This window comes from Acholeplasma sp. ORD1043 (genome assembly GCF_057808485.1).
In genome coordinates this window covers 60,638-83,178 of sequence record NZ_JAQLOJ010000001.1, presented here as the reverse complement: position 1 = coordinate 83,178, position 22,541 = coordinate 60,638, and the positions used below count along the sequence as shown (strand labels likewise).

Below are 22,541 nucleotides of genomic sequence, written 5' to 3'. Positions count from 1 at the left end.
AAGCATAGCTCTTTTTGTTATAATCATATTGTGGAGGTATTGTTATGCTTGATAGATATACAGATCCGGTTTTTAAAAAACTTTGGAGCGATGAGAATAAGTTTCAAACCTATTTAAAAGTAGAATTAGCATCAAGTTTGGCCCATCAAAAATTAGGTTTATTTGATGAAGCAACTTATCAAAAATTAACAAAGGCTTCTTTCAATTTGGAAAGAATTTATGAAATTGAGAAAGAAACTAAGCATGATGTCATAGCCTTTACTCAAGCAGTAACAGAAACCCTTGGTGATGAAGGGAATTGGTTTCACTATGGGTTAACTTCAAATGATGTTGTGGATACTGCTTACGCACTTCAAATAAAAGAAGCGAATACCTTAATTGAGAAAGCATTGATTGATTTTATTAAAACATTAGAAAAGGTGGCAATCCAATATAAGCACACAATGACCATGGGAAGAACGCATGGAATGCATGCAGACATCACAACTTTTGGATTAAAGTTTGCACTTTATTATGACGAATTTAAACGTCATTTAAAACGTTTCAAATTAGCTCGTCGTGAAATAGAAGTGGGGAAAATTTCTGGTGCTGTTGGTAACTTTGCTCATATTGATCCTATCGTTCAAAAAATAGCACTTGAAGAATTAGGTTTATCAGAGGTGGCGATTTCTACTCAAGTCATTTCTCGCGACATACATGCATTTTATATACAAGTGATTTCATTAATCGGAAGTTCAATTGATAAAATAGCGACTGAAATAAGACACTTATCAAGAACTGAAGTTGGTGAAGTACAAGAAGCCTTTAGTAAAAACCAAAAAGGTTCATCAGTAATGCCTCATAAAAAGAATCCTGTAGCATCAGAAAACATGTCAGGTATAGCAAGAGTTTTAAGAGGTTTTGTTGTAACTGCCAATGAAAATATTAATCTTTGGCATGAAAGAGATATTTCTCATTCATCAGCTGAACGTATCATAATTCCTGATGCAACCTCACTCATTTACTACATGTTACGTCGATATGACTACACATTATCAAACCTTGTTGTAAATGAAGAAAAAATGCGTGAAAATATTGATTTAAATTATCAAGCAATTTTTAGTCAAAAACTTTTAAAAGCTTTACTAGCAAAAGATTTATCTCGTACAAAAGCTTATGAACTTGTCCAAGGTTTAACATTTAAAGCCTTTGACCTAAAACAACCGTTAAGCCAATTATTAAAAGATTCAAAAGAAATAAATAGTATCCTTAATAAAGAAGAGATTGATGAAATATTTAAATTAGATGGTTACTTAAAGTTTATTGATCAAATCTATCAAAATGTGGGGATTGAAGCATAAAAAATTCTATTTAACACTTTGGTGGTAGAATAATTGTGTCAAGGAGGTAATTGATATGACAGTTAAAGAGTTTTTGGAAAAAGAAAAGCCATCGAAATATATCATAACTGACCGTATGCGTACACCTCTAACAGAAGAACAATTAAAGTGGTTAAATTTAGCTGAAATCGATGTTAGATTTACCGACAAAATTGATGCGCATACAGTTCGTATTCAAACTGATTATATGCCTGATGCTTGTTAATAAATAACAACCTAAAATAGGTTGTTTTTTTATTTAAAAATGTAGTTTTAATTTGTTGACATTTTGCAATTATTATATATAATATATGCAGTCTGTTTATTATAGTTTAACCTTGTGTTAATATATACTAAACATTTGAAAGAAAATTTCTTTTTAAAAATTACTGTGAGTAAACACAAAATAGAAAGGACCTAGCGATGGCAGCATTAATCCAATTAAAAGATGTAACAAAAGAGTATAACGGGCAAGTTGTACTACGTGGTATTGATTTAGAAATTAAGAGTAATGAGTTTGTAACTTTTCTAGGACCATCTGGGTGTGGTAAGACAACTACATTACGTATTATTGGTGGATTTGTTGAACCAACAAGTGGTGAGGTATTATTTGATGGAGAGGATATTTTACAACTTCCTGCGTATAAAAGACCGACTAATACCGTATTCCAACGTTATGCATTGTTCCCTCATTTAAATGTTTTTGAAAATGTTGCTTTTGGTCTACGTGTTAAAGACAGAAATGCTGCGTTCAAAGAAGAAATTGAAGAATTAAAGAAAGCATATGCAGTAAAAATTAAAGAATCAACTGATAAGGCATCATTAAAAGCAGAGCTTAATCAAAAGATTGCTGCAATTAAAGCTAAGTTTATTTCTAAAAAAGCATTTGAATCTATTATTGAAGAAAAAGTAGCTAAATACTTAAAGATGGTTAACTTAGAAGGTTATGAAACAAGACCAATTAATAAACTATCAGGTGGTCAAATGCAAAGAGTTGCAATTGCTCGTGCGTTAATTAATGAACCAAAAGTATTACTACTTGACGAACCACTAGCAGCCCTTGACTTAAAACTTCGTCAAGAAATGCAATATGAGTTAAAAGAAATTCAAAGGTCTGCCGGTATTACATTTATTTTTGTAACGCATGATCAAGAAGAAGCTTTAACTATGAGTGACAAAATAGTTGTTATGAATAAAGGTGAAATTCAACAAGTAGGTACACCAATTGATATTTATAATGAACCTGTAAACCGCTTTGTTGCTAATTTCATTGGTGAATCAAATATCGTTCCTGGTATCATGAAAAAAGATTACCTAGTTCATTTTGATGGCGAAGACTTTGAATGTGTAGATAAAGGGTTTAATGATAATCAAGAAATTGAAGTTGTGCTTCGTCCAGAAGATTTAGATATTGTTGAACGTGGCAAAGGTAAAATACCAGGAGTTGTTGATTCAGTAGCATTTAAAGGCGTTCATTTTGAAATCAATGTAAAAACTGAACATAGAACATATACTGTTCATACAACCGATTTTAAAGCTGAAGGTAGTGAAATCGATTTAGACTGGTGGCCAGAAGATATCCATGTGATGGAGGTCTGGTAATGGAACAAATCATCCGCAATCAACCAAGAGCGGATAAGAAAAAGAAACTCTACTTTGATAGCATATTAGGTATTCCTTATTATGTATTCTTAGTAGTGTTTGTCATCTTTCCGTTACTGATTATGATGCTTTATGCATTTACATCAAATGCACAAGCAAATATCTTTAATATTAGATTTTCATTTGAAAACTTTGGTATATTTTTAACCTCGGATTATGTTTTTAAAAGTTTACTAGAGTCAATCTGGTTAGCTATTGTTTCAACCTTAATTTGTTTAGCAATTTGTTATCCTCTTGCCTTTATGGTTTCAAGATTAAAGAGAAGAACTCAAGCAATATTAGTTTTATTTTTAACAGCAAGTATGTGGATCAACTCACTTATTTTGATTCACTCGCTTAAGAATGTTTTCTTATTAGCAGGTAACCTAGTTGTAGGTTTTGATAAATCATTCCCAGCTAATGCAATTTTCTTAGGACATGATTACTCAATTATTATTGGTATGATTTTCCTTTACTTCCCGTATATGTTCTTACCAATTTATACTCAAATGACTAAAATTGATGAGAATTTATTTGAAGGTGCAGCTGATTTAGGTGCAAATAAATTCCAAACAATTTTTAGAGTGGTTGTACCTCTTACATTATCAAGTGTATTCTCAAGTTGTTTAGTTGTCTTATTACCAGCAACAACAACACTTGTAGTTCCTGAAATTTTAACATCTGGTAATCGAAAGATGATTGGTAACTTAATTGAGTTTTTATATAATGAATCTCAATTTGGACAAATGGCAGCAGTAGCACTCGTCTTAACAGTTTCATTATTAATTATTGTAGGTATTATGAAGCTGTTAAATAGATATGAGGAGGTACTTTCTAATGATTAAGAAATTACATCCAGTATCTTGGGTCTTTATTGGATTAGTACTTGCCTTCTTATATATACCGTTAATTACTATGGTAGTTTTCTCATTCAATGAGTTGGCTTCTCAAACAGTTTATCAAGGGTTCAGTTTTAAATGGTATGCTGATATTTTCACAAACAGAAACTTAAGTAATGCAATCTTTGTTTCGTTATTTGTATCTATCGTTTCAACAGTTGTATCAACAATTCTTGCAACATTAGCTGCTTTAGCATTATCTAAACAAAGAAAGATATTTAGAGAAATTGTTTTGAATGTAAATAATATACCTATTATTTCACCCGATGTCTTAACAGCAGTAGCATTCTTGCTATTCTTAATTTCGATATCAATCGTTCCAGGTATGGCAACAATGATCATTGCCCATATCTCAATTAGTGCACCATATGCATTTGTTACAATTTATCCTAAAGTTAGAGCACTTGATCCTAACATTCAAGAAGCTGCATACGATTTAGGAGCAACGCCTGTAAAAGCGCTATTCAAAGTTATCCTTCCACAATTAAGTGGTGTGATCTTAGCTGGTGCTGCAATGGCATTTACAATCTCTTTTGATGACTATATCATCTCGGTATTATCATCTGGAGGTATTCAAAATATCTCAGTTTACTTATATAGTTTAACAAGAGGTATTGAACCAAGCGTTAACGCATTATCAACAATTATAATGCTTGTCATTGGTATTAAAGTTGTTTATGATTTAGTAAAATCAAAAAATGAGAAGAGAGAGGAAGAATAAAATGAAAAAAATGTGGGCTTTAGCCTTTGTCGCATTCGCATCATTTGTCATGACAGCATGTGCTTCAAGTGATTTAGTGATTTTTTTACCAAAAGAATACATTGCTTCAAGTGTAGTTGAAGCATTCGAAGCAGAATATGGAGTAAAAGTTGAATTAAGAACTTTTGACTCAAATGAATCTGCAATCAATCAAGCAAGAATTAATCGTTACGATTTAATTATTCCATCTGATTATGCAATTGAACAATTTGCATCAGAAGGTTTAATCCAAGAATTAGATTGGGAAAAAATAGATTTTGACCAAGCAGATTTCACAGTTGGTTTAGCTAATGCTTTAGAAGAATTAGATGAAGCTGGATTTGACTTATTAAACTATGCTATGCCATATTACTGGGGTACAATTGGTTTAATTTATGACAATGAAAAAGAAGGTTTAGAAGCGAAATTAGAAGAACAAGGTTGGGCAATTTTAGGTGATCAATCTGTTACTAAGATGATTTATGATTCATCAAGAGATGCTTTCATGGCGGCTTTATATGCTCAAGATCCAGTTGTTAAAATGGCTGATGCAACACAAGCTGATATCACAGCTGCTAAGAACTTCTTAATTGGTGCAAAAGGTGCGAACACTTACGTTTTATCTGATGAAATCCTAGACCAAGCAGTTGGTGGAAATGTACCTTATGATGTTGCTATGGTTTACTCAGGGGATGCAGTTTATATCTTACAAGAAACAGAAAGATACTCATACTTTGTTCCAAAAAATTCAAACGTTTGGGTTGATGGATTTGTTATTCCAACGAATGCGATTAACGTTGACTTAGCTTATGAATTTATTAACTTTATTTCTTCATATGAAATGACTTTAGAAAATACTTGGGAATTAGGATACACACCAGTTCGTCAAGACGTTCTAGATGAATTATTAGCTGATGAAGAATTTGTTTGGGATGAAAGAATTGAATATGCATTCAACTTAGATGTTTCGTTATTTTCACACGAATTCTATCGTTTTGACAATGATTTAAAGAGTTGGATGGACGAAGCATACAGAGAATTCATGTTTGCTTAATCTAAAGGACCTTTTACAGGGTCCTTTCTTTTTTCTTAAAAGAAAAAGTGTTATAATGATTTCGAGGTTTTAATATTATGAACGAACAATTTGAAATATATACAAAATTAATGGAAATCATGTATCAATATGCTTTCTTTGGAGATACTACCTTCAAAGATTTTGAAAAACTTGATGCAGATTTAAAATTAAAAGTCGTCGATATGATTGAAACATTATCAGAAATCGATAGTGTTATTGCTAAAAATTTAGTTAATTATACGATTGACAGACTTAACCTAGTTGATCTTGCAATCATAAGAATTGCAACATATGAATTATTAAAAGGGGAAATAGACCCAATTAAAGTCATCAATTTAGGTATCGATTTATCAAAAGAATTTTCGGATTTAGATGATGAAAAACAACACAAGTTTACGAATCGTTTACTTGATAATATTTATAAAGGTATAAGTACACGTTGAACCCACAATACTTGACTGTATCTGCACTAACTCAATACTTAAAAGTCAAATTAGAAAACGATCCCCATTTAAAGAAAATATTACTTAAAGGGGAAATTTCTAATTTTAAGGCCCATTCAAGTGGTCATTTTTACTTTAGTTTAAAAGATGATAAAGCACAAATATCGGCTATGATGTTTTCAACATATGCTAAAGGTATTAACTTTAAACCAAAAGATGGTGACCAAGTATTAGTTGAAGGATACATTTCAGTATATGAAGCACGCGGTTCATATTCAATTTCTATTTATCAAATGACACTTGATGGTGTTGGTGAGCTTTTCTTAAAATATGAAAAGTTAAGAAAAGAATTTGAATTAATGGGATATTTTGATCAAGCTTTAAAGAAACCAATACCGAAGTTTCCAAAAGCTATTGGTGTCATTACATCCCCAACTGGTGCAGTTATCCAAGATATTAAAAACACTGTGTCAAGAAGATATTTATTGACAAAGATTGTTTTATATCCAGCACTTGTTCAAGGTGAAGGTTCAAAAGATGATTTAGTTAAGAAAATCAAACAAGCCAATAAAGAAGGATTGGTGGATGTGATTATTCTAGGTCGTGGTGGCGGCTCTATTGAAGATTTATGGAGTTTTAATGAAGCCGAAGTGGTTGTTGCTATTCACGAATCAAAGATTCCAATCATTACAGCAATTGGACATGAAACAGATACCACACTTTCTGATTTCGTTTCTGACTTAAGAGCTCCTACACCAACAGCAGCTGCAGAGCTTGCTACACCAAATGTCTTAGATTTAAAAATTGATATAAAAGAAAAACAAAGACTTTTAAACTACTATATTAAAGAGAAGATTAAAAACCTTCGTCAAAACTTATTAAATCTAGATGAGAGACTCATAGTTTCAAGTCCTAAAGCTAAACTTGATCAAGAAATTAAAAACACAAAGACGTTAGTGTCTAAATTAAATCAAACATATCAAGTTAAAATGTTAGATTTAAAATATCAAACATCTTTACTCTCACAACGTTTAATTTCTCCAAAAGATAAGATTGATCGTTTAAATGAAAGACTTAAAGATTTAATTTATAAACTTGGTCAAAACTATAAAAATATCTTAACAGATAAAATGTATGAGTTTAATCGTTTAAGAGAAAATCTTAAGAACATTAACCCATTATCGGTTATGGAAAGAGGTTTCGCCTTAACCATGAAAGATGATCAAGTGTTAACAAGTATAGCGGATGTAAAAGTGAATGATTTAATAACAATTGAATTAAAAGACGGTAAATTAAAAACCCAAGTTATGGAAAAAGAGGTAAAAAAGCATGAGTGAAAAACTATCATTTGAAGAAACAATGAAGAAGTTGGAATCAGTTGTTAAAGCTCTTGAAAGTAAAGATATTACTTTAGAAGACTCTATTAAGAAATATAAAGAAGGTTTAGAGTTATCTAAATCGCTTTATGACATGATTGAACAAGCACAAAATTTAATTGTAGAAACTAAAGAATGAGACTAGATATTTACCTTTCTGAGAAAAATAAAGATTTGTCCCGTTCGAGAATATCAGATCTCATTAAGAGGGGATTTGTTTTAGTTGACGGTAAGACAATTAATAAACCTGGTTATGAAGTGACTGGGAATGAAACCTTTGAAATACTAAAATCTGATCTTTTAGCCAGTCGTGCTGGTGAAAAGTTAGAACATGCAGTTGATGTATTTGGAATATCACTAAATGGTCTAATTGTTATTGATGTTGGTGCTTCAACAGGTGGATTTACAGATTTTTCAATCAAGGCTGGAGCAAAGCATGTTTATGCTTATGATGTTGGTCATGATCAAATGGTAGAACATCTTAAAAATCATCCGCAAGTATCTAATTTTGAAGGCACAAACATCCTGGATGTAGCGATTCCTTTGAATGATTTAGTTTTAATTGATGTATCATTTACTTCCGTATTTCCAATACTAAAATATTTAAAAGATTACACAAAGCGTATATTATTTTTATTAAAACCACAATTTGAAGCTGAAGGCCAAGGTTTGAATAAAAAAGGCATTCTTAGAGATGAAAAAGTATTAAAACGTATCATGGAAAAGAATACAAAAACCATCATAGAAATTGGCTTTAAAATTAAAGGTTTTACACCTTCACCTATTAAAGGTAAAGATGGTAATCAAGAATTCCTATTTTTAATCGAGAGGGATTAAGATGCTAAAGAGATTATTGGTTAAGAATTTTGCATTAATTGATGATTTAGAAATTGAATTTCAAGATGGACTTACAGCACTAACTGGAGAGACCGGTAGTGGTAAGTCTATTCTTTTAGAATCACTATCATTACTCTTTGGTAAACGTAGTGATGCTGAATTTATTAGACACGGTAAATCTAAAGCTGAGGTTACTGGTGTTTTTAAATTGAAATCAGCACAACAAAAGTTACTTGAACTACCAGAAGAAATAACTTTGCACCGTGAAATTGATAACTCAGGTCGTCATACCATTCGATTAAATGGTGATATTATTACATTAGCCAAACTTAAACAAATCTCATCAAATATTGGATTAATTCATGGTCAAAATGATACATATATGTTATTTGACAAATCATCATATGTGACATTTGTAGACCAAATAGATACGAATAAAACAACTGATTTAATTCAAAAGTATTTAATTAAAAGAAGTAAATATTTAGAAGAAAAAGCTAAATTGGAATCTTTAAAATCTAAGAAAAAAGAAAGTTTAGAACGTATTGATTTCTTATCATTTCAAGTGAAAGAGCTAGAAGGCTATAAACTTATTCCAAATGAAAAAGAAGAGTTAGAAGAGAAAATTGAAAAGTTAAAGAATTTTGATACAATTCAAAGCTCACTTAAACAAGCAAATGAAGCTTTGAACTCGCAAAATTTTCAATTAGATGATTTATATCTAGCTTTTAAACAATTGTCTAAAATTGCTGATTTCGATAAAGTATATGGGAATCTTGCAACTACATTAGAAGATAATTACTATACATTAGAAGATTCAATTAAAACTTTAAACCAATTACTCCGTAATTTAGACTTTGATGATGAAGCATTTAATATGTATCAACAAAGAGTTTTTGAGTTGAATAAGATTGAAGTTAAATATGCTAAACCGATTAATGAGTTGGTTGATTATCTTTCACAAATTAAAGAAGAACTCGCATTATCTAGTGATTATGAAGGCTATCTAAAGGAAGTATCAGATCGCGTTGACAAGTACTACATGGATGCATATCAAGATGCTTTAAAACTGCATGATGTCAGAGTTAAATTAGCTAAACATTTAGAAGAAGAATTGACAACAAATCTTCGAGAATTAGATTTAGCTAAAGCGGTCTTTAAAATTGAGTTTGAACCAATTGAAGTTGGTGTTCTATTAGGTGAAAATGGTGTGGATGTTGTTGAGTTCATGATTTCATTAAATGAAGGTGAACCAATTAAACCACTATCTAAGGTTGCATCAGGTGGTGAGAAAGCTCGATTCATGTTCTCACTTAAATCTATTTTTGCTAGAAATTCGGGACTTTCAATGCTAGTTTTTGATGAAATTGATATTGGTATTTCAGGTAAGACTGCCGCTAAGGTTGCAAATAAGATGAAAGATTTATCAAAAGATCTTCAAACACTTGTCATTACACACTTGCCTCAAGTTGCTGCTAAAGCAGATTATCACTTTAATATTTATAAAGAAAAAGTGGATGATCGTATGCAAACCTTTATAAAACTATTATCTAAAGATGATAGAATTCTATCGATTGCTAGTATGTTATCCGATGACTCCATCTCACCGTTTGCGATTGAACAAGCAAAATCATTACTTTCAAAATAGAACCTAGTTAATAGGTTCTTTTTTATGCACTTTATTTTCTATTTTATGCATTCTATAGTTAAATTTGTGACTAGATAAATTACTTGTGTTAAGATGTAGACATGAGCTTAAGGAGAAAGATTCATGATACATTATAAAAATATGAGCGAAGTTTCAAATGATGTGGTCGTCAAGGCATTTAATGCTGGTTTTATTGATTACATTATTCAATTAACATTAACAGAAGAATTACTAACAAAACATTTTCTAGGTATAGAAGAAAATAATAAAGCCTACTCTTTTGTAACCTTTGATGATGAAGAACCCATCGGTGTCATTATGGGTGGCCTAGATGAAAACTATGAAGGATATAAAACGCTTCGTTGTGGTGCTTTATGTGTAAAACCTGAATATCGTAAACATGGTGTAGCACAAGCATTATTTAATCTACATAAAGAATTAGCTGTTAACCTTGGTTGTGAAAGATTATATCTTGAAGTTATACAAGGTAATGTTAAAGCAATTAACTTCTACTTTAAAAATGGATATAAAATTTTATCTGACATCATTTACTTTGAATTAAATCACCTAGAGAATCTGAAAACAATTGATACTTCAAATTTAGATATTAGAGAAATATCAATTGAAGCAGTTGAAGAAATCCATAATTCAGTGGTTAAACATCACTTGAATTTTCAAGGCAGATTCTCTTATATGAAAAAGATTCCGGTTTTAAAATCATATGGGATTTATCAAGAAGGTGAATTGGTTTCTGTAATGTCTGCTGTACCAAGTGGTAAAGTATTCTATCTTTATACAAAAGAAGCATATAGAAACCAAGGATACGCTAAAGCGTTACTTTCAAATTATGCGAAAGGTTTTACATTAAATAAACTAGCAATTTCGTTCCCATATGTTGATTCATTAAAAGTTTTCTTAATGAAGAACGAATTTACAAAATCATTCGTTCAACAATACGATATGATTATCAAGTTGAAGTAGTTTGATTGGAAAATATGAAAACCATTTTCATACAGGTTTTCGTAAAAATAACTAAAATAATTCAAAAAACGAATTAAATTCAACAAAAAAGTGGTCAAAATACCACTTTTTTCATTATACTTTGATGTTGAAAACATTTTCATGAAAATAATTGCATGAAAACTTTCATTTTGTTTTCATATGTGTTATACTAATGATACCAAAGAATTAAGAAACTTATTTTCTAGGGGTAAGTCGAATAAATTAATGGTAGGAGATAGAGATATCTTCTTTAAAAGTCTTATATAAAAGGAGGAATAAGTTATGAACAAGACAAAGAAAAAGAGCTTCTTGAAGTTACTCGGTGAAATGTTTCTTACAGTATTTTTAGAGGCTAAAGGAAACTAACATAAAATGCAAATAAATGAATGTAGTTATCCTAAGTAAAAAATGAACTTTAGAATTTGGTCTAGAGTTCATTTTTTTATTTTTGTTCTATGAATTTATAGATTAACTAAAAGCTTGTACGACGGTAATGATAGCACCAATAAGGATGGTTGCAATCGTACCAAAGATAATTAAACCGACAACAATTTTACCCCAAATTGACTCTGTTGGATCAGTAAAAACATCTTTTGATTTTTTAGTAGCTACTTGATTCGGTTTTTTGTTTACTTTCTTATTTGCCATTTCTATCACTCCAAAATTTTTCGACTAGTCCTATTATACTATATAATAGAATGTAAAGGAAGTTATATCATGCAAAAAAATGTTAAAATTATCTTCCATATTGATATGAATGCATTCTATGCGTCATGTGCAATCATTAAAGAGCCTTACTTAAAGGATAAGGTTTTTGTTGTTGGTGGTCAAACATCAGCAAATCGTGGTGTTATTTCCACAGCTTCCTACAAAGCTAGAAAGTATGGGATTAAGGCAGCCATGGGGTTAACAGAAGCGCTTAAAATTTATCCTAAATTACTCGTGGTTCCAACCGACTTTAATCTTTATCATGAGAAGTCAAAACTATTCATGGATTTACTTTCAGAATATTCTGATTTGGTCTTACCGGCATCCATTGATGAAGCCTATGTTGATATGACAAAAATATCTGAAACAAGACATCCTTTAGAAGTTGCTAAAGAAATTCAAACAAGACTCTATAAAGATCATCAATTACCATGTAGTATTGGTATAGCACCAACATTGTTTCTTGCAAAAATGGCTAGTGATATGAAAAAACCATTAGGCATCACTGTTTTAAGAAAACGTGATGTTGAAAAAATGCTATATCCGCTTGATATTGCTGATGTCTATGGTATTGGAAAAGTGACTTATCCAAAACTTCATAAACTAGGTATTCAAACAGTTAGTGATTTTATGAATCCAGATAACTACGATAAAATCCTGAAAGTTATGAAACCTGAAACTTATCAAATGTATCGAAAAGATATTTTAGGTGAAAGTTCAAATATTATAGATGTTGATAAGTATGCTATACCTAAATCAATTAGTAGTGAGACAACATTTAATTATAATGTACAAGAGTATTCTGTTATTCTAGATGAAATCTTCAATCAATTAAATGAAAGTATTAGACGTTTAAAAAGGCATGAGATGTTGACAAAAACGATAGGATATAAGTTGAAAAAGACCGATTTATCAATTATTACAAGGTCTGTCACATTAGATGATTACACCGATGATCCAATCGTTTTAAAAGATAAATTAGAAACATTATTTGAATCAACTTATGAAGGTGATGAAGTTAGATTATGTGGTGCACATTTAAGTAACCTATTACTTAAGAAGGATAGAAAAATCCCATACAATCTTTTCACATATCAAAAGTTCCTATAGTTTCTATGTTATAATGCTTGAGGTGATATAAATGAAAGTACATGAAATGTTAACAAAGTTAGGTTTTAAATCATTATCTCCGATTCAAGAAAAAATAATCGAAAATTTTGATAAAACTAACAACATCGTAGGTTTGGCACCTACTGGAACTGGTAAGACACACGCTTACCTTTTACCGTTATTAGAAAGAATCAATAGAGCATCAGAATACACTCAAGCAGTTATTTTACTTCCAACGAATGAACTTGTTTTACAAGTAGATAAAATGTTATCAGAAACCGATGATACAATAATCTATAAAAGTTATTATGGCTCAATCGATATGGAAAAAGAAGCTAACAAATTAAAGAAAAGTCAACCTTCTTTAGTTATCACAACGCCAGCTAAATTAATCGATATGGTGATTACAAGAAATGCTTTAAGTTTAAAAGAAATTAAGTATTTCATTTTAGATGAAGCAGATATGATGTTTGATGAAGACTTTATGAGTTTGATTGATCCAGTACTTGCAACTTTTAATGTAGAGAAATTTTTATTAATGTCAGCAACATTAACTAAATCAATGGAACCATTCATTAAAAAATATTTTGGTAGCTATACATTATTTGATACAACAAAAGATACAGTATTAAATATTACATTCCCATTAATTCAAACCAATGGTAATCGCTTAGTTACATTAGCAAGAGTCTTAGATGTCATTAACCCTTATTTAGGAATTATCTTCGTAAGTAAAAATGAAGATATCAACCAAGTGTTTAATTATGTTTTAGATCGAGGATTTAAAGCAGTAGCATTTTCATCAGAAATCGGTGTGAAACAGCGTAAAAAGATCTTAGAAGACATTCATGATTTAAAATATCAATATGTAGTGTCATCTGATTTACTTTCACGTGGTATCGATTTTAAAGCATCTCATATCATTCATTTTGATTTACCATATAAACTAGAGTTCTTCAAACATAGATCAGGTAGAACTGGCCGTATGGGAGATGAGGGGATGGTCATTACTTTAGTTGATGACCTAGACCAAAGAAAAATTGATAAGTTAAGAGGACAAGGTGTACCTTTTGAACAAGCTCAATTAACTAAGGATGAGATTAAAATCATTCAAAAGAAAGAAAGAAAATACGATAAGCAAATTGCTAATGCAATCAAAAAAGTACCAAAACCAAAGAAAGTAGCACCTAACTATAAGAAGAAGCACGAAAAAGAAGTTAGACAAGCTATTCAAAAAGTTAAGAAAGCGAGATATAGAAATGCTAGTTTTAGGAAGTCACGTAGCGCTTAGCGGCGTTGAAATGTATTTAGGTTCAGTCAAAGAAGCATTAAGTTATAATGCTAATACGATGATGGTTTATACTGGTGCACCACAAAACACTTTAAGAAAACCAATTTCTAGTATGCGTATTGAAGAAGCGAAAGATTTAATGGCTAAATCTGGTATTGACATTAAAAATGTTGTGGTTCATGCACCATATATTATTAACTTATGTAATCCAGATGCTGAAAAAAGAGATTTTGCAGTTGAATTCTTAACTAAAGAAGTCGAACGAACTGAGGCGATGGGTGTCACACAAATGGTGCTTCATCCTGGTTCAGCTGTTGGTGGAGACCGCGAACAAGCGGTTAAGTGGATTGCTGAAGGTGTAAATAAAATTATTTCAAACACGCCAAATGCATCTGTTAGAATTGCTCTTGAAACTATGGCTGGAAAAGGTAACGAAGTTGGTCGAACTTTCGAAGAAATTAGAGATATTATTGCTTTAATTGATAATAAAGATAGAGTTTCTGTATGTTTTGATACATGTCATGTTCATGATGCTGGTTATGATGTTAAAAATAACTTCGAAGCTGTGATTGAACAATTCGAGCAAATTGTTGGAAAAAACAAAATATCAGTCATTCACGTCAATGATTCTAAAAATGAAATTGGTGCTCATAAAGACCGACATGAAAACATCGGATTTGGTTTCTTAGGCTTTGATGCATTAATTAAAATAATTTATCATAAGGATTTTGTAAACATACCAAAAATCTTAGAAACACCATATGTAGAAGAAAAAGCACCATATAAATATGAAATTGAAATGATTAAACAAAAAACGTTTAATGAAGGATTAAAAGACCTCATCAAAAATAGCGTTGAATAATAATATTATTCGTGTTATAATTTAAATTGCGAATTATAAAAGGAGTATTTTAAATGGCTAAAAAATATCAGGCAATAGAAACAAAAGTACATTGGTTAACTTGGACAGCAATGGGTTTAATTGTTGCTGCATTAATAGCAATGTTAATCATAATCCAACCATCTGAAAAAGATGTGTTCTATTCATCGTATTTCTCTGTAACAACTGATGCTGATTTTGCAAAAAAATTACCTGAAGATAACAAATTCCAAATTATTAAAAGTTTAGAAAATGGTTTCTTATCACAAGGTTTATATGAAAAAGCAGCTAATGATTCACAATTAACTATTGTTTACTTCGGTGAACCAAATGAAACAAGTGCTTCAGCAATTGCAAACGTATATGCTAGATTATACGGTGCTTCTAGATCATCAATTCCTGTTCCAGTCAGTGATTTGTATACAGCTTTAAGCGATGAAGGTGTAGCTATTTATTACTACGAAGTTAAATTAGACGCTGTTAATGATTTAGTAACTTCATTAAATGAAAAATATGAAGATGCTGATATGGTTATTACAACATCACCTTTCGTGATTGCATTCTTAAATGGCAAAGTAGTTGACTATACAGTAGTTAGTGGTGAAAACATTCCACGTTTAATGATGGAATTCTATGATGAAGTATTAGCAAGTGATGCTGTACAAGCTTTAATCTAATAAAATAAAATTTTACAAACAAAAAGGTAATCGCATTGATTACCTTTTTTATTCTCTATTTTTTCAGTTTTAAGAATTGTGCATTAATACTTACGATGATTGTTGATAAACTCATTAAAATTGCACCAATAGCTGGTGAAATTTCGAATCCAATTGAATATAGTGCACCAGCAGCAAGAGGTAATGAAAATACATTATATGCGAGTGCCCAAATTAAGTTCTCAATCATTTTACGATAAGTTTTCTTCGATAATTCAATGAGTTTTAATACATCTTTAGGTTCTGATTTAACAAGTATAATATCTGCAGTTTCTATTGCCACATCTGTACCTGCACCAATAGCAATACCTAAATCAGCTTTTGCAAGTGCTGGAGCATCATTAATACCATCACCAGTCATTGCAACAAATGTACCATCAATTTTGATCTCATCAATATATTGACTCTTTTGATGTGGTAACATTGAGGCTCTAAATGTAGTGATTCCAAGTTCAGATGCAACTCTTTTAGCAACTGCTTCATTATCACCTGTTAACATGTGGGTGACAATACCCATTGAATTTAATTCTTTTATTGCATAAATTGCTGAAGGTTTAACTTGGTCTTTAAGTGTTAACATACCTAATACTTCGTTTTCTTCTACAATATATACAATTGTTAAACCTTGTTGATCTAAATCTGCTTGAACATTCTTATCATAGAAGATACCTTCTTTGTTAAGGTATGCTTGCGATACAGCAGCAACATTTTTACCATCAATCTTACCAATTACACCATAACCTGGTAAATTCTTTGTATCTACGACTTGAAGCGTTGTTTTAACGTTCTTAGTATACTCTAGAATGCCTTTTGCTATTGGGTGTGTTGATGTTTGTTCTAGTAGATGTGCGATTTCTAAAATGCCTTTTAAATTACGTTTTATGGTGATTACATTTGTAACAGTGAACTTACCATCTGTTAAAGTACCTGTTTTATCAAAAATCACATGTTTAACTTTTCTTGCATTTTCAAACGCATTACGGTTTTTAATTAGTAAGCCATTCTTTGCAGCTAAAGAAGTAGAAATTGAAGTGACAAGTGGAATGGCAACACCTAATGCATGTGGACATGCAATAACGATGACAGCAACAATCTTAGTGAAAATAAAGTCTGTGTCAGCACCAACTAATCCCCATGCTAACCAAGTGATTAAAGCAGCAGTTATTGATATATAGAATAAATACTTAGCGGCTAAATCAGCAAGACGTTGCGTCTTTGATTTACTCATTAATGATTCGTTAACAAGTTTTACGACTTGAGAAAGATATGAGTCTTCGCCCAGTTTTGTAACTTTAATTCTAAGTACACCATCACCATTGATAGTTCCACCAATAACAGTTTCATTAATCGTTTTAAATACTGGATTGGATTCTCCGGTCACCATAGATTCATCAATCGATGATTCACCCCATAAAATTAAACCATCCACTGGGATTTTTTCACCTGGTTTAACAAGTACAACTTGATTAACTTTAAGATCTTTTAAAGGTACATCATGTGTGTTTCCATCGACATATACATGAGCTTCACTCGGTAACAGATTAGTCAGTGATGCTAAAGCATCAGAAGCTACCATACTTGATTTCATTTCTAAGAAATGTCCAAGTAACATGATATCGATTAAAGTAACTAATTCCCAATAGAAATCCATACCAGCAAATCCGAATGTAACCATCACTGAGTATACATAGCTCACAGTTATGGCTAGTGCTACAAGAGACATCATTGCAGGTTCTTTAGCCTTAATTTCATAGTAGGCTGCAGAGAAGAATGGGATACCACCGTAGATAAAGATAGCAGTAGCTAATACTAATACAACATATTCATCAAATGGGAATGAAATTGAATAGTTGAACCATTCTTGAAATTGTTGTGAGAAGATAAGAACTGGGATTGATAAAATGGTTGAAATAATGAATCTAATTAAATAATCTTTGATATGTGCTGAGTGATCGTGTCCACCATGTCCATGATGTGAGTGGTGACCATGATGTCCGTGATGGGAGTGATCGTGATGATTATGATTATGGTAAGAATGGTCATGATGATGGTGATGTGCATGATCATGTCCTTCATGCTTGCAAGCAGATTCATTAGTTAAACATCCACAAGTACATGAATCTGTTCCCTCACCTTTACATCCAGGGCATGAACAAACCTTTTTATCTTCATGTTGTTCTTCATGTTCATCATGTTTACATGATCCACAGCACTCTTTTTCGTCGTGTTTGTGATCATGATTATGCATTTGGGTTTCATTTAAACAACCGCATTCACAAGTTGTTGAACCAGCATCTTCGCAGCCTGGACATGTGCAAACTTTTTCTTCATGTTCATGATGATCATGTTTACAAGTACTTTCACCTGTTAAACATCCGCAAGTACATGAATCAGTTCCTTCGCCTTTACAACCAGGACAAGAACAAACTTTTTTTTCACCTAATGAACCATGATCGTGATTATGATGTAATTTTCTAAATGTATACATAGTTTTCTCCTAAACTAATTTCTTTAATAGCGTGTTAATTTCTTCTAATTTTTCTTGTGCATTACCCTTATCAATGGATTCTTGAACACAGTGCTTCAAGTGATTAGATAGGATGTCCTGTTGAGCTTTTTTAAGTAATGCGATTGCTGCTGAAATTTGAGTTGATATATCAATACAATAACGATCTTCCTCGGTCATTTTAATCACAGCTTCAACTTGACCTAATGCATTTTTTAATGTTTTTATTGTTGATTGGTGTTGATGCATAGTATTCCTCACTTTCTATACCCCCTATGGTGGGGGTCTAAAACAATTTTAGCACAACAAAATAATGGTGTCAATTTAATCAAGAATAATTATGAAAATGGCTGAAAATTGTAAAAATTTGTTATAATAAATTAAATGAGGATGATAACATGATTGCAAATATTAAAGAGAATATCAAAGCACAACTTATTAAAGAATTTGGTCTTGACCAAGTCTTAGTAGAGGTGCCTAAACGTGGTGATGCTGATTTAGCAATTCCACTATTTGGATATGTTAAAACACTTGGACTTCCTGTAACTGAAGTTTTCGAGAAATTCAAAGGTGTATTAGAAACATTACCAGAAATTGAAAAGACTGTATTTATTGCAGGGTTTTTGAATATTTACTTAAAAAGAACAGATTTAGCTTTAGCGATTTTAAATAAAATTTATAATGAAAAATCAAACTACGGTACTAAACCATCAAATGGTAAAACAGTAGTTATGGATTACTCTTCACCAAATATTGCTAAGAGTTTCTCAGTAGGTCATTTAAGAAGTACTGTTATAGGTAATTCACTTAAACAAATTTATGTTAAGAACGGATGGAATGCAGTAGGTATTAACTATCTTGGTGATTGGGGTACTCAATTTGGTAGAATGATTGTTGCTTATAAAAAATGGGGCAATAAAGAATTGATTGAAAAGAATCCGATTGCAGAACTTCAAAAACTTTATGTTAAGTTTCATGAAGAAGAGGTTAATGATCCATCACTAGACCAATTAGGTCGTGATGCATTCTTAAAACTTGAACAAGGTGATCCTGAATATACAGCTTTATGGCAATATTTCCGTGATGAATCTTTAAAAGAATTTACTGAAATGTACAAATTATTAGATGTTTCTTTTGATTCATACAATGGAGAAGCATTCTATAATGATAAAATGGATTCAGTGGTAGAAGAATTAGAAGCAAAAGGATTGTTAGTTGAAGATCAAGGTGCTAAGGTTGTTCAACTAGGTGAGGGGATACCACCAGTATTAATCAAGCGTTCAGATGGTGGGACTTTATATGCAACTCGTGATTTAGCTGCAATTTTCTGGCGTAAAAAAGAGTATAATTTTGATAAAGCATTATATATCGTGGGTAATGAACAAAGATTACACTTTGAGAATATTAAAAAAGTAACTGATTTAATGGGTTACAACTTTGATATCACACACGTTAATTTCGGTTTAGTTTTACAAGATGGTAAGAAGATGTCAACAAGAAAAGGTAAAATTACTAAACTTATGGATGTCTTAGACCAAGCAATCGCTGATGCCAAAACTGCTATTGAACAAAAGAACCCAGATTTACCTAATAAAGATGAAGTTGCTAAAATCATTGGTGTTGGTGCGATTATCTTTAATGACTTAAAGAATGAACGTACATTAGATTATGAATTCAATCTACAACAAATGGTTGCATTTGAAGGTCAAACTGGTCCATATTTACAATACTCAATCGTAAGAATCTTTTCAATTTTAAGACAAGCTCAATTTGATGTTAATAACATCAATAAAGAACTTTATAGCGAAGATACTTACTTCAACTTAATTAAAGTTTTAGATTTATTCCCAAGTACAATTGAACGTGCATGTTTAGATAACACACCGTCAACAATTGCTAGATATTTATTATCATTAGCAGCAGAATTTAACTCATTCTATGCAAAAGTTAAGATTAATACACCAGAAGAAGTTGTCAGAAATACAAACCTACTTTTAGTGTCAGATGTTTTAACAGTATTGATTGAAGGCTTAAGACTTTTAGGTATTAAATACTTAGAATCGATGTAATATGGAAAAACAGAAAAAGATATGGCTTAACATAATACTTGTTATTGTCATCTTGCTTACGATGATCACAATTGTGAGCAGTATGAATGATATGCAAGCAGTTTTAAGTTTAATGGGAACTTTGGACATTCCCTTCTTTTTACTTGCATTATTACTCGGTTTAATAAGTTTTATCTTGATGTCTTTTTCATCACAGTTTGTTTTAACTGCTTTAAATAAAGATTTACCATTTAGCATCGGTTTCTTAATTCAAGCAACAGAACCATTTTTTAATGGTATCACACCATTTTCATCTGGTGCTCAACCATTCCAACTTTATTACTATCACAAACATAAAGTTGATCCCAATCATGCAACTTCTGTAATTGTCGTAAACTTTATTCTATTCCAGATTACATCTGTATTATTATCAACGATTGGTTTAATTGCATTCTGGCAAGACATTTATAATGCTATGGGTGGTAATATGACTTTCATCGTGATAGGTTATACCATTAATACAGCAATTTTAGTTGGCTTATTCTTAGTTGCATACATTAAAAAAGCATATCGTTTATTTGAGAAATTATTTAGTTTCTTTCAAAAGTTTAAACTCACCAATAAACTTGCGACTAATCTTCATGAAAAAACATTTGGATTTGTCACCAAGTTTCAACAAGGTGTTCAATTTTTATTTACTAAAAAAAGAGTATTTATTTTAGGAGCATTATTTAAATTACTTTCTTTAATTACTTTATACTCAACGACGATCTTTATTGTTGTTTCACTTGGCTTTGAAATAAATTTAAATGATAATATATATATAGTAGTAGCAGGTATATTAGCCACAACAACCATGATGTTTGTTCCACTTCCTGGAGCTTCTGGCGGTACAGAAGCGGCATTTGTTGGGCTACTGAGTGTCTTATTCATAACTGGTATAAATGCATCAAGTGCGGTCACAATTATGTTGTTATGGCGTGTTGCTACATATTACTTTGGTATGTTATACGGCTTAATCGCTTACTTAATATTAAAACAAAAAGAGGTTAAATTATGAGAATAGGTATTTTTACAGATGCTTATAAACCACTCATTTCAGGTGTTGTGACATCTGTAGTAACTCTTAAAGAAGGACTTGAAGCAGAAGGTCATGAAGTTTTTGTTATTGCACCTTTTGGTCCAAGACAAAAAAAGGAAGATGATCCAAATACAATCAGACTTCGAGGCATGGTGATTCCAAGAAGATCTTTAAAAGGATTTAGATGGATTCCTTTTTCTAGAATTTATTTAAAGAGAATTAAGAAACTCAATTTAGATGTGATTCATATCCATACAGAATTCTCTGTTGGTGATTTAGGTTTAGTTGCTGGTAAGAAGTTTAAAATCCCGATGGTTTATACGCTTCATACAAGTTATCAAGACTATACACATTACATTTCAAAATTTTTAACCAAATTTGCACCTAAAATTGCCAAAAAAGGTGCCTTCATTATCAATAATCGTTATACAAAGAATACACAAATGACGATTGTTCCAACGAAGAAAATCTATGATAAGATGATTCGTTTAAAACATGATGGTCGCTTTACAGTCATTCCATCTGGTATTGATCTCAAACCGTTCTATAAAGAAAGTTATCAAAAAGAACAAGTACAAGCTTTAAAAGAAAAACTTGGTATCAAACCTGATGAATTTGTAGCAATTGTAGTTGCAAGAGTTGCGAAAGAAAAATCACTACCTGATTTAGTAGATGCTTATAAAGCATTCCATAAAGTACATCCAAAAACTAAATTTATTATTGTTGGTGATGGACCAGATCGTCCTGCACTTGAACATCATATTGATAAAACAAATGCAAGAGATTACATTCAAACTATTGGATTTGTAAAACATGAAGAAGTTGGAATTTACTATCAAATCGCTGATGTCTTTTTAAATGCATCAACTACCGAAACCCAAGGATTAACTTATGTTGAGGCACTAGCAGCTGATTTACCGATAATTGTTAGATATGATGAAGTATTTGATGCATTTGTTGAAGATGGCGTCAATGGTATCTTCTTTAATAAAACTGAAGAATTAACAGAACACTTGATTAGAGTTTATGAGAATAGAGAAATTTTAGAAACATTAAAGAAAAATGCAAAACAAAGTGTAATTAATTATTCAATGGAATGTTACGCTAAAAATGCAACTAAACTTTATCAAGAATTAATTAAAGAAAACAATGAGAAATTGGCATTGAACAAAAAGAAGTAAGA

Annotated in this window: 22 protein-coding genes; 19 read left to right on the top strand and 3 right to left on the bottom strand. The window is 31.2% G+C overall.

Annotated elements, in window-relative coordinates:
• The first annotated feature begins 44 nt into the window (after nucleotides 1-44).
• From purB to PG914_RS00315, 12 genes are all read left to right on the top strand, one after another.
• Entirely contained in the window at nucleotides 45-1,340 is a 1,296-nt protein-coding gene (gene purB / locus PG914_RS00370; protein ID WP_488821697.1) for an adenylosuccinate lyase, read from the top strand.
• Nucleotides 1,341-1,395: 55 nt separating this feature from the next.
• The gene (locus PG914_RS00365; RefSeq protein WP_488821696.1) at nucleotides 1,396-1,584 is read left to right on the top strand and encodes a hypothetical protein; all 189 of its coding nucleotides are present in this window, start codon (nucleotides 1,396-1,398) and stop codon (nucleotides 1,582-1,584) included.
• 197 nt (nucleotides 1,585-1,781) lie between these two features.
• The gene (locus tag PG914_RS00360; protein ID WP_488821695.1) at nucleotides 1,782-2,960 is read left to right on the top strand and encodes an ABC transporter ATP-binding protein; all 1,179 of its coding nucleotides are present in this window, start codon (nucleotides 1,782-1,784) and stop codon (nucleotides 2,958-2,960) included.
• Nucleotides 2,960-3,844 carry an ABC transporter permease gene (locus tag PG914_RS00355; protein ID WP_488821694.1) on the top strand — a complete coding sequence of 295 codons (885 nt, stop codon included), beginning with the start codon at nucleotides 2,960-2,962 and terminating at the stop codon, nucleotides 3,842-3,844. The genes PG914_RS00360 and PG914_RS00355 overlap by 1 nt, the downstream gene beginning before the upstream one ends.
• Nucleotides 3,837-4,619 carry an ABC transporter permease gene (locus tag PG914_RS00350; RefSeq protein ID WP_488821693.1) on the top strand — a complete coding sequence of 261 codons (783 nt, stop codon included), beginning with the start codon at nucleotides 3,837-3,839 and terminating at the stop codon, nucleotides 4,617-4,619. Before PG914_RS00355 ends, PG914_RS00350 begins: the two co-directional genes overlap by 8 nt.
• A gap of 1 nt (nucleotide 4,620) precedes the next feature.
• On the top strand, nucleotides 4,621-5,691 hold the full coding sequence (locus PG914_RS00345) for an extracellular solute-binding protein (RefSeq protein ID WP_488821692.1): 1,071 nt from the start codon (nucleotides 4,621-4,623) through the stop codon (nucleotides 5,689-5,691).
• A gap of 77 nt (nucleotides 5,692-5,768) precedes the next feature.
• Nucleotides 5,769-6,155 (top strand): transcription antitermination protein NusB, encoded by a 387-nt coding sequence (locus PG914_RS00340; protein ID WP_488821691.1) that lies wholly within the window; start codon nucleotides 5,769-5,771, stop codon nucleotides 6,153-6,155.
• On the top strand, nucleotides 6,152-7,492 hold the full coding sequence (gene xseA, locus PG914_RS00335) for an exodeoxyribonuclease VII large subunit (RefSeq protein ID WP_488821690.1): 1,341 nt from the start codon (nucleotides 6,152-6,154) through the stop codon (nucleotides 7,490-7,492). Before PG914_RS00340 ends, xseA begins: the two co-directional genes overlap by 4 nt.
• Nucleotides 7,485-7,670 (top strand): exodeoxyribonuclease VII small subunit, encoded by a 186-nt coding sequence (gene xseB / locus PG914_RS00330; RefSeq protein WP_488821689.1) that lies wholly within the window; start codon nucleotides 7,485-7,487, stop codon nucleotides 7,668-7,670. The genes xseA and xseB overlap by 8 nt, the downstream gene beginning before the upstream one ends.
• Nucleotides 7,667-8,368, top strand: coding sequence for a TlyA family RNA methyltransferase (locus PG914_RS00325; RefSeq protein ID WP_488821688.1), 702 nt, complete (start codon nucleotides 7,667-7,669; stop codon nucleotides 8,366-8,368). The genes xseB and PG914_RS00325 overlap by 4 nt, the downstream gene beginning before the upstream one ends.
• A gap of 1 nt (nucleotide 8,369) precedes the next feature.
• Complete coding sequence (gene recN, locus PG914_RS00320; protein ID WP_488821687.1) at nucleotides 8,370-10,016, top strand: DNA repair protein RecN; 1,647 nt, start codon at nucleotides 8,370-8,372, stop codon at nucleotides 10,014-10,016.
• 123 nt (nucleotides 10,017-10,139) lie between these two features.
• Complete coding sequence (locus PG914_RS00315) at nucleotides 10,140-10,997, top strand: GNAT family N-acetyltransferase (RefSeq protein WP_488821686.1); 858 nt, start codon at nucleotides 10,140-10,142, stop codon at nucleotides 10,995-10,997.
• 489 nt (nucleotides 10,998-11,486) lie between these two features.
• Here PG914_RS00315 and PG914_RS00310 read toward each other — a convergent pair whose 3' ends face one another.
• The gene (locus PG914_RS00310) at nucleotides 11,487-11,666 is read right to left on the bottom strand and encodes a hypothetical protein (protein WP_488821685.1); all 180 of its coding nucleotides are present in this window, start codon (nucleotides 11,664-11,666) and stop codon (nucleotides 11,487-11,489) included.
• A 69-nt stretch (nucleotides 11,667-11,735) separates the two neighbouring features.
• Here PG914_RS00310 and dinB point away from each other — a divergent pair, with 69 nt between their 5' ends.
• The 4 genes from dinB to PG914_RS00290 are packed head-to-tail and all read left to right on the top strand — an operon-like array spanning nucleotide 11,736 to nucleotide 15,684.
• Complete coding sequence (gene dinB, locus PG914_RS00305; RefSeq protein WP_488821684.1) at nucleotides 11,736-12,836, top strand: DNA polymerase IV; 1,101 nt, start codon at nucleotides 11,736-11,738, stop codon at nucleotides 12,834-12,836.
• Nucleotides 12,837-12,867: 31 nt separating this feature from the next.
• A complete protein-coding gene (locus tag PG914_RS00300; RefSeq protein ID WP_488821683.1) occupies nucleotides 12,868-14,127 on the top strand; it encodes a DEAD/DEAH box helicase in 1,260 nt (419 codons plus the stop codon).
• Nucleotides 14,096-14,989 (top strand): deoxyribonuclease IV, encoded by an 894-nt coding sequence (locus PG914_RS00295; protein WP_488821682.1) that lies wholly within the window; start codon nucleotides 14,096-14,098, stop codon nucleotides 14,987-14,989. Before PG914_RS00300 ends, PG914_RS00295 begins: the two co-directional genes overlap by 32 nt.
• Nucleotides 14,990-15,042: 53 nt before the next feature.
• Nucleotides 15,043-15,684, top strand: a complete 642-nt coding sequence (locus PG914_RS00290) for a hypothetical protein (RefSeq protein ID WP_488821681.1) — start codon at nucleotides 15,043-15,045, stop codon at nucleotides 15,682-15,684.
• A 55-nt stretch (nucleotides 15,685-15,739) separates the two neighbouring features.
• On the opposite strand, the gene PG914_RS00285 is transcribed toward PG914_RS00290, so the two are convergent.
• Together PG914_RS00285 and PG914_RS00280 are read right to left on the bottom strand one after the other, a co-directional pair.
• Nucleotides 15,740-18,211, bottom strand: coding sequence for a copper-translocating P-type ATPase (locus tag PG914_RS00285; protein ID WP_488821680.1), 2,472 nt, complete (start codon nucleotides 18,209-18,211; stop codon nucleotides 15,740-15,742).
• A 9-nt stretch (nucleotides 18,212-18,220) separates the two neighbouring features.
• Nucleotides 18,221-18,490, bottom strand: coding sequence for a metal-sensing transcriptional repressor (locus PG914_RS00280; protein WP_488821679.1), 270 nt, complete (start codon nucleotides 18,488-18,490; stop codon nucleotides 18,221-18,223).
• Nucleotides 18,491-18,627: 137 nt separating this feature from the next.
• On the opposite strand from PG914_RS00280, the gene argS reads away from it, so the two are divergent.
• The 3 genes from argS to mgs are packed head-to-tail and all read left to right on the top strand — an operon-like array spanning nucleotide 18,628 to nucleotide 22,539.
• Nucleotides 18,628-20,298 (top strand): arginine--tRNA ligase, encoded by a 1,671-nt coding sequence (gene argS / locus PG914_RS00275; protein WP_488821678.1) that lies wholly within the window; start codon nucleotides 18,628-18,630, stop codon nucleotides 20,296-20,298.
• A 1-nt stretch (nucleotide 20,299) separates the two neighbouring features.
• Nucleotides 20,300-21,337, top strand: a complete 1,038-nt coding sequence (locus PG914_RS00270; RefSeq protein WP_488821677.1) for a lysylphosphatidylglycerol synthase transmembrane domain-containing protein — start codon at nucleotides 20,300-20,302, stop codon at nucleotides 21,335-21,337.
• Nucleotides 21,334-22,539 (top strand): alpha-monoglucosyldiacylglycerol synthase, encoded by a 1,206-nt coding sequence (gene mgs / locus PG914_RS00265; protein WP_488821676.1) that lies wholly within the window; start codon nucleotides 21,334-21,336, stop codon nucleotides 22,537-22,539. The genes PG914_RS00270 and mgs overlap by 4 nt, the downstream gene beginning before the upstream one ends.
• Nucleotides 22,540-22,541 lie beyond the last annotated feature (2 nt).